The organism is Embleya sp. NPDC059213, from assembly GCF_042754445.1.
Lineage (GTDB): Bacteria > Actinomycetota > Actinomycetes > Streptomycetales > Streptomycetaceae > Embleya.
The window spans coordinates 1-7,877 of sequence record NZ_JBHZAV010000295.1; the positions used below are offsets into that span (position 1 = coordinate 1).

Sequence of the window (7,877 nt, forward strand, 5' to 3'; positions counted from 1 at the left end):
GACTTGCCTGAAGCCGCGGCCGGGCTGGGATGCCCAGAAGCGCCGGCGGGGCTGAGTGGCCTCATGCGCCGGCCGGGCTGGGTTCGCCTCAAGCGCCGGCGGGGCTGAGTGGCCTCAAGCGCCGGCCGGGCTGGGTGGCCTCGTGTGCGTTGGGTTGGTTTGCCTTGTGTGTTGGTGGGGCTGGGTTGGCTCGGGTTTTGGTTGGGCTGGGTTGGCTTGGTTGGTTGGGGTGGGGGTTGTGGGGGTGTCGATAGACTTCGGGTATGGAGATCGGGTCTCGGCTGCGGCGTATGCGGTGGTGGGACATCGAGGGGGTCATGCGGCTCGAGCATGAGTTGTTCGTCGAGGATGCGTGGTCGGCCGGGATGTTCTGGTCGGAGTTGGCCGATCCCGAGTTGCGTTATTACGTGGTTGCCGAGGACGAGGTCGGGGGGCTGGCCGGATATGCCGGGCTCGCGGTGATCGGGGACGAGGGCGACGTACAGACGATCGGGGTGCGGCGGGATCGGTGGGGGACGGGGCTGGGCGCGAGGTTGTTGACCGAGCTGCTCGACCTGGCGATTCGGCGCGGCTGTCGGGATGTGCTGCTGGAGGTGCGCGTGGACAACGCCCGCGCACAGGCGCTTTACGAGCGCTTCGGATTCAAGGGGATCGGCGTGCGGCGGGGCTACTACCAGCCCGCCAACGTGGACGCGCTGGTGATGCGCTGCGATCTTCACGAACGTCGGGAAGGAACGGCCACCGGTGGCTGACGAACCACTCGTCCTGGGCATCGAGACCTCGTGCGACGAAACGGGCATCGGCATCGTGCGCGGCACCACGCTGCTCGCGGACGCGGTCGCCTCCAGCGTCGACGAGCACGCCAGGTTCGGCGGTGTCGTGCCCGAGGTGGCCAGCCGTGCGCACCTGGAGGCGATGGTGCCCACGGTGCGCCGCGCGCTCGCCGACGCCGGCGTCACGATGCGGGACATCGACGCGATCGCGGTGACCTCGGGTCCCGGACTGGCCGGTGCGTTGTTGGTCGGCGTCGCCGCGGCCAAGGGCTACGCGGTCGCGCTGGACAAGCCGCTCTACGGCGTCAACCACCTCGCCTCGCATGTGTGCGTGGACCAGTTGGAGCACGGCAAGTTGCCCGAGCCGTGCATGGCGCTGCTGGTTTCCGGCGGGCACTCCTCGCTGCTCCTGGTCCCGGACATCACCGCCGACGTGCGCCCGCTCGGCTCGACCATCGACGACGCGGCCGGAGAGGCGTTCGACAAGGTCGCGCGCGTGCTCGGGCTCGGCTTCCCCGGTGGACCGGCGATCGACCGGTGGGCGCGCGAGGGCGATCGCGCGGCGATCGCGTTCCCGCGTGGGCTGACCGGGCCGCGCGACGCGCCCTTCGACTTCTCCTTCTCCGGCCTCAAGACCTCGGTCGCGCGCTGGGTCGAGGCCCGGCAGCGGGCCGGCGAGACGGTGCCGATCGCGGACGTCGCGGCCTCCTTCCAGGAGGCGGTCGTGGACGTGCTGACCCGCAAGGCGATCCGCGCCTGCAAGGAGAACGGCGTCGAGCACCTGATGATGGGCGGCGGCGTCTCCGCCAACTCGCGCCTGCGCGCACTGGCCCAGGAGCGTTGCGACGCGGCCGGGATCGTGTTGCGGGTGCCGCGACCGGGCCTGTGCACCGACAACGGGGCGATGGTGGCCGCGCTCGGCGCCGAACTGGTCGCCCGGGACCGGGCCCCCTCCACGCTGACCATCCCGGCCGACTCCTCGATGCCGGTCACGGTGTCCCAGGCCCTGTCGTAGCGGCGACGGCGCGAGCGCGTGCCGGCGAGAACGGAAGAGGCGAGATGGCGATCGCGGCGATGTGGGAGGCCAGGACCGAGGCCGGTCGAGGGGCGGCACTGGCCGAGTGGGTGCACGCCGCGGCGCTGCCCGCCGTCGTCGGCGCGCCCGGCCTGGAACGGGTCGAGGTGTTCGCCACGGCCGACGAACAGGGCGGCGACCGGGTGGTGGTGATCGCGCTGTGGACCGGATCGCCGGTGCCGCTGCCCGACCCGCCGGCCGCCCTGGTCGCCCGGCCACCGCACGAGTGGAGCTTCGAACGGCTCAGCATCGGCCCCTGATCGGCCCCGGCCGGCCGCCTTCCCGGTCGCGCAACACTCGACCCGCATCCGACGAGGAGGCCATTCGCAAGCCGGACGCGGGTCGAGTGCCTTGGCTGATGGCTGCGTGCCGCCGCACGTGCCATTGGCCTTGCCGGGAGTGTGCCCAGCTCATCGGCTGCTCAACAGTCCTTCGACAGTCCCTTGAACAGCCCTTGTCCGGACCGTGACAGGCCGCCGCGGCGCGTAGCGTGGGCCGATCGGACCAGGCGAACGAAAGGCCCCGGGACAGTGGTGCATCGAACGGTACAAAAGCGGCGCGGCGCGGCCTTCGCCTCGACCTGGGCCGGCGTGGCCGGTCTGCTGCTGGTCACCCTGACCGGCTGCGGCGGCTCCGACGAGACCGCGTCGGTCAAGGGCAGCGAACGACCGACCCGCGGCGCGTCCACCACCCCCACCAAACCCACCCCCGCCGCGAAGCCGGACACCCCGGGCGCCGACGCGGCCGCGCTCGCCGCGAAGTGGAACCTGAAGCCGTTCGCGCCGCCGCCCGCCCCGCCCGCGGTCAAGCCGATCAAGGCCGGCGGCGCCAAGCCGCCGGTGGTGGAGAAGATCCCCACCCAGGAGAAGATCGTGTTCATCACGATCGACGACGGGTCGGAGAAGGACCCCAAGTTCCTGGACATGATGCGCGACCTGCGGATCCCGGTGTCGATGTTCCTCAACGACACCTACGTGCGGCAGGATCCGGAGTACTTCCGCAAGCTCCAGGCACTGGGTGCCACGGTGCAGAACCACACGCTGTCCCACCCCGACCTCAAGACGCTGAGCGCGGACGCGCAGAAGCACCAGATCTGCGGCCAGCAGGACCGGCTCGCCGAGGTCTACGGCAAGCGCCCGACGTTGTTCCGCCCGCCCTACGGCAACTGGAACGCGACCACGCAGACGGTGGTCGGCGGCTGCGGCGGGATCGAGGCCATCGTCAAGTGGCAGGAATCGATGCAGATCAACGACATGCAGTACGTCGGCGAGAAGAAGCTGCACCCGGGCGACATCATCCTGGCCCACTTCCGCGGGCCGAGTGATCTCAAGGGAACCACGATGACCGAGATGTTCGGCAACATGCTGCGCAAGATCCAGGCCCAGGGCTACACCGTCGCGCGCCTGGAGGACTACATCGGCTAGCCCCGTTCGACCCGGCCGGGCGGACAGCGCTACCCCGTCGACACCGGCTGCGCGATCAGCATCGTGGGCGCGCCCGCCACCCGGGTCAGCAGCACCGTGGCCGCGTTCGGGCCGGTCGGCCTGACCCGGCGGCGGACCTCCTCCGGCTCGACCGCCGAGCCGCGCTTCTTGACCGTGAGGTTGCCGACGCCGCGCTCGCGCAGCAGCGCCTTGAGCCGCTTCAGGTTGAACGGCAACACGTCGGTGATCTCGTACACGCTCGCGAACACCGTGCCCACCAGGTGGTCCGAGGTCAGGTAGGCGATCGTCTCGTCCACCAGGTTGCCGTTCACCAACTCGCCCACCTCGGACACCAGATGCGCCCGGATCACCGCGCCGTCCGGCTCGTAGAGGTAGCGGCGGACCGGGCCCACCGGTGCCGGGCGGACCCGACCCGAGGTCAGCGCCGCGCCGCCGGGCAACACCGTGGCGCGCAGGCCGGCGTGCGCGAGCCGGCCCCACCACAACACCGCCTCCTTGACGTCGCCGCGATCGGAGACCCACTCGGCCTCCATGCCCTCGGGCACGATCTCGTGCGGGATGCCCGGCGCGACCTTGGCCGCGCCGCAGGGCACTTCGGCGGCGAGCCTGCTCAGGAACGAGAACGGCGGCGAGTACGCCTCGGGGTCGAAGGTGCGCCCGCGGGCGGTGCGTCGGGACGGGTCGATCAGCGCCGCGTCGAAGCCGCCCAGGTCCACCTCGGTCACGTCCGCGCACTCGACGGTGAGCCGATCCGCCACCCCCAGCACGTCCGCGTTGGCCCGGGCCACCGCGCAGGTCAGCGGGTCCAGGTCGACCGCGTGCACGGTGATCCCGGCCCGGGCCAGCGCGAGCGCGTCGCCGCCGATGCCGCAACACAGGTCCACCGCCCGGTCGATGCCACCCGCCGCGACCAGCCGGGCGGCCCGGTGCTCGGCCACCGAGGTGCGGGTGGACTGCTCCAGCCCGTTCGCAGTGAAGTACATCCGCGCTGCGTCCGCGCCGAACTTGGCCCGCCCGCGCTGTCGCAGCCGGGACTGGGTGAGCGCGGCGGCCACCAACTCCGCCGGGTGCTCACGACGCAGCCGGGTGGCCCACGACAATTCGTCGCCGACCTCGTGGTCGGCGAGCAGGTCCAACAGCGAACGGCCCTCGTTGGTCAGCAGCGCGGTGAAAGCTTCGGTGTGCACGCGGCCATTCTCGCCGAGCACGGCCGGGCACGATCCGAAGGCGGCATGAACGGGCCGGTAGGGACGAGACCGGTATGAACAATGCGGTCCGACGCGCTGAATCTGGCACTCTGGTTGACGGAGTGCTAACCGCCACCTAGTGTCTGTGCTGGCACTCTCCCCATGAGTGTGCCAGTGCGATTCGAGCAGGTCCGGCACCCGCGACGACGGATCTGTCCCATTCGCCGACAGACATTTTTCCGTGAGATCTCCGAAGGGGGAGGTCGCATCGTGACGACCGCCAACACCAAGGTTGCCATCAAGCCGCTCGAGGACCGCATCGTGGTTCAGACGCTTGAGGCCGAGCAGACCACCGCGTCGGGTCTCGTGATCCCGGACACCGCCAAGGAGAAGCCCCAGGAGGGCGTCGTCCTGGCCGTGGGCCCGGGTCGTTTCGAGGACGGTCAGCGTCTGCCGCTCGACGTGAGCGTCGGTGACACCGTGCTGTACAGCAAGTACGGCGGCACCGAGGTGAAGTACAACGGCGAGGAATACCTCGTTCTCTCGGCCCGCGACGTGCTCGCGATCATCGAGAAGTGACATCGCGCTGACGCGCCGGAACCGGTGACGGTTCGACGACCCCGCCCCGGATCGCCCTGCCCTCGCGGCCGGTGGACCCGGGGCGGAGTCGGTTGTACGACGTCGACTAGCAACCTTTAAGGACGAAGACCCTCATGGCGAAGATCCTCCAGTTCGACGAGAAGGCCCGACGGTCGCTGGAGCGCGGCGTCAACGCGCTGGCCGACACCGTCAAGGTCACGCTCGGCCCCAAGGGCCGCAACGTCGTGATCGACAAGAAGTTCGGTGCCCCGACCATCACCAACGACGGCGTGACGATCGCCCGTGAGGTGGAGCTCGAGGACCCGTACGAGAACCTCGGCGCGCAGCTCGCCAAGGAGGTCGCGACCAAGACCAACGACATCGCGGGTGACGGCACCACCACCGCGACGGTGCTCGCCCAGGCGCTGGTGCGCGAGGGTCTGCGCAACGTGGCCGCCGGTGCGGCCCCGATGGACCTGAAGAAGGGCATCGACCTCGCCGTCGCCGCGGTGTCCGAGCAGCTTCTCAAGACCGCCCGCGCGATCGACGGCAAGGACGACATCGCCGCCGTCGCCGCGCTCTCGGCGCAGGACAAGCAGATCGGCGAGCTGATCGCCGAGGCCATGGACAAGGTCGGCAAGGACGGTGTCATCACCGTCGAGGAGTCCCAGACCATGGGTCTGGAGCTGGAGTTCGCCGAGGGCCTCCAGTTCGACAAGGGCTACCTGTCGCCGTACATGGTCACCGACCAGGAGCGGATGGAGGCCGTCCTCGACGACCCGTACATCCTGATCCACCAGGGCAAGATCTCGGCCATCGCCGAGCTGCTCCCGCTGCTCGAGAAGATCATTCAGGCCGGCGCGTCCAAGCCGCTGCTGATCGTCGCCGAGGACGTCGACGGCGAGGCGCTGTCGACCCTGGTCGTGAACAAGATCCGCGGCACGTTCAACGCCGTCGCGGTCAAGGCCCCGGGCTTCGGTGACCGCCGCAAGGCGATGCTGGAGGACATGGCGATCCTGACCGGCGGTCAGGTCATCGCCCCCGAGGTCGGCCTCAAGCTCGACCAGGTCGGCCTGGAGGTGCTGGGCAGTGCCCGTCGCATCACCATCACCAAGGACGCGACCACCCTGGTGGACGGCGCCGGCGACGCCGCCGCGATCGCGGACCGGGTCAAGCAGATCAAGCGCGAGATCGACGACACCGACTCGGACTGGGACCGCGAGAAGCTCCAGGAGCGCCTCGCGAAGCTGGCCGGCGGCGTGTGCGTGATCCGTGTGGGTGCGGCCACCGAGGTCGAGCTCAAGGAGAAGAAGCACCGTCTCGAGGACGCGGTCTCCGCGACCCGCGCGGCCATCGAGGAGGGCATCGTCGCCGGCGGCGGCACCGCCCTGGTGCACGCCGTCTCCGTGCTCGCCGAGAACCTCGGCCAGAGCGGCGACATCGCGACCGGCGTCTCGGTCGTGCGTCGTGCCGCGGTCGAGCCGCTGCGCTGGATCGCCGAGAACGCGGGCCTCGAGGGCTACGTGATCGTCAACAAGGTGCAGGAGCTCGGCGTCGGGCACGGCTTCAACGCCGCCACCGGCGAGTACGGCAACCTGGTCGACTCGGGCGTCATCGACCCGGTCAAGGTGACCCGTTCCGCGCTGCAGAACGCCGCGTCGATCGCGTCGCTGCTGCTCACGACCGAGACCCTGGTCGTCGAGAAGCCGGCCGAGGAAGAGCCCGCCGGGCACAACCACGGCGGCCACGGCCACGCGCACTAGTTCCACCCGCGACACCCGACGGGCCCGACCGCTTTCCAGCGGTCGGGCCCGTCGGCCTTTCCGGTGCCGGCTCGATCTGCGAGAGTGCCGGGAGTCGTGAACTGACGGACCGTCAGGACTGTGGTTCGGGCGTCGGCCGTCGGTCGAGCACCATCGAAGGAGAAGCATGGGTACCTACGCGATCACCGGCGCGGCCTCGGGCCTGGGCGCCGCCACCAAGGCCCGGCTGGAGGCGGACGGTCACCGGGTGATCGGCGTCGACCTGCACGACGCCGACGTCGAGGTGGACCTGAGCACCGCCGAGGGCCGCGCCGAGGCGATCACGAAGGTCACCGAACTGTCCGGCGGCGCGCTGGACGGTTTCGTGCCGTTCGCCGGCCTGGCGGCGGCCACCGGGCGCCCGGGCGGCCTGCTGGTGGCGGTGAACTACTTCGGCGCGATCGACCTCCTGGAGGGGCTGCGCCCGCTGCTCGCGGCCGGGACGAACGCCTCCGTCGTGCTGATCAGCTCCAACTCCACGACGGCCCAGCCGAACTGGCCGGTCGAGGTGGCCGAGCTGTGTCTGGCGGGCGACGAGGCGGGCGCGACGAAGGCCACCGAGGCGTTCGGCGACCTCGCCGCGCTGCAGGCCTACCCGGCGACCAAGGCCGCGCTCGCGTGGTACGCGCGCACCAAGTGCGCCGAGTACATCGCGGACGGGATCCGGCTGAACGCGATCGCGCCGGGCCTGATCGAGACCCCGATGACGGCCGAGGGGCGCAAGGACCCGCTGACCGCCGAGGGCATGGAGATGTTCCTGAGCACCATCCCGGCCGGTCGGGGCGGTCGGCCCGAGGAGATCGCCGCACTGGTGGCGTTCCTGCTCGGCGGCGAGTCGACGTTCTTCGTCGGTTCGGTGGTCTTCTGCGACGGCGGCACCGACGCGGCGTTCCGCGGCAAGGACTGGCCGAAGGTGTGGGAGATGGACATGTCCGCCTTCCGGTAGGCGACCGCTCGACCGCACGTGGTGACACGTGCGTGACGAGGCTCGGCGGCCCGTCCCCGGATCCGGGGAC

Annotated in this window: 8 protein-coding genes; 7 read left to right on the forward strand and 1 reads right to left on the reverse strand. The window is 70.6% G+C overall.

Annotated features, from left to right (window positions below):
* The first annotated feature begins 290 nt into the window (after positions 1-290).
* The 4 genes from rimI to ACFXMF_RS45470 all read left to right on the forward strand — a co-directional run bounded on the left by rimI (position 291) and on the right by ACFXMF_RS45470 (position 3,272).
* A complete protein-coding gene (gene rimI / locus ACFXMF_RS45455; RefSeq protein ID WP_379992374.1) occupies positions 291-752 on the forward strand; it encodes a ribosomal protein S18-alanine N-acetyltransferase in 462 nt (153 codons plus the stop codon).
* Complete coding sequence (gene tsaD, locus ACFXMF_RS45460) at positions 745-1,788, forward strand: tRNA (adenosine(37)-N6)-threonylcarbamoyltransferase complex transferase subunit TsaD (RefSeq protein ID WP_360308857.1); 1,044 nt, start codon at positions 745-747, stop codon at positions 1,786-1,788. The genes rimI and tsaD overlap by 8 nt, the downstream gene beginning before the upstream one ends.
* A gap of 44 nt (positions 1,789-1,832) precedes the next feature.
* Complete coding sequence (locus tag ACFXMF_RS45465; protein ID WP_360308860.1) at positions 1,833-2,108, forward strand: hypothetical protein; 276 nt, start codon at positions 1,833-1,835, stop codon at positions 2,106-2,108.
* A gap of 270 nt (positions 2,109-2,378) precedes the next feature.
* Positions 2,379-3,272 (forward strand): polysaccharide deacetylase family protein, encoded by an 894-nt coding sequence (locus ACFXMF_RS45470; protein ID WP_360308863.1) that lies wholly within the window; start codon positions 2,379-2,381, stop codon positions 3,270-3,272.
* Between the two features lie 29 nt (positions 3,273-3,301).
* Here ACFXMF_RS45470 and ACFXMF_RS45475 read toward each other — a convergent pair whose 3' ends face one another.
* The gene (locus ACFXMF_RS45475; RefSeq protein WP_379992373.1) at positions 3,302-4,480 is read right to left on the reverse strand and encodes a methyltransferase domain-containing protein; all 1,179 of its coding nucleotides are present in this window, start codon (positions 4,478-4,480) and stop codon (positions 3,302-3,304) included.
* Positions 4,481-4,750: 270 nt separating this feature from the next.
* Here ACFXMF_RS45475 and groES point away from each other — a divergent pair, with 270 nt between their 5' ends.
* From groES to ACFXMF_RS45490, 3 genes are all read left to right on the forward strand, one after another.
* A complete protein-coding gene (gene groES, locus ACFXMF_RS45480; RefSeq protein ID WP_161359282.1) occupies positions 4,751-5,059 on the forward strand; it encodes a co-chaperone GroES in 309 nt (102 codons plus the stop codon).
* Between the two features lie 134 nt (positions 5,060-5,193).
* Positions 5,194-6,822 carry a chaperonin GroEL gene (gene groL / locus ACFXMF_RS45485; RefSeq protein ID WP_360308869.1) on the forward strand — a complete coding sequence of 543 codons (1,629 nt, stop codon included), beginning with the start codon at positions 5,194-5,196 and terminating at the stop codon, positions 6,820-6,822.
* A gap of 166 nt (positions 6,823-6,988) precedes the next feature.
* Positions 6,989-7,807: an SDR family oxidoreductase gene (locus ACFXMF_RS45490; protein WP_360308872.1), complete on the forward strand. Its 819-nt coding sequence runs from the start codon at positions 6,989-6,991 to the stop codon at positions 7,805-7,807.
* Positions 7,808-7,877 lie beyond the last annotated feature (70 nt).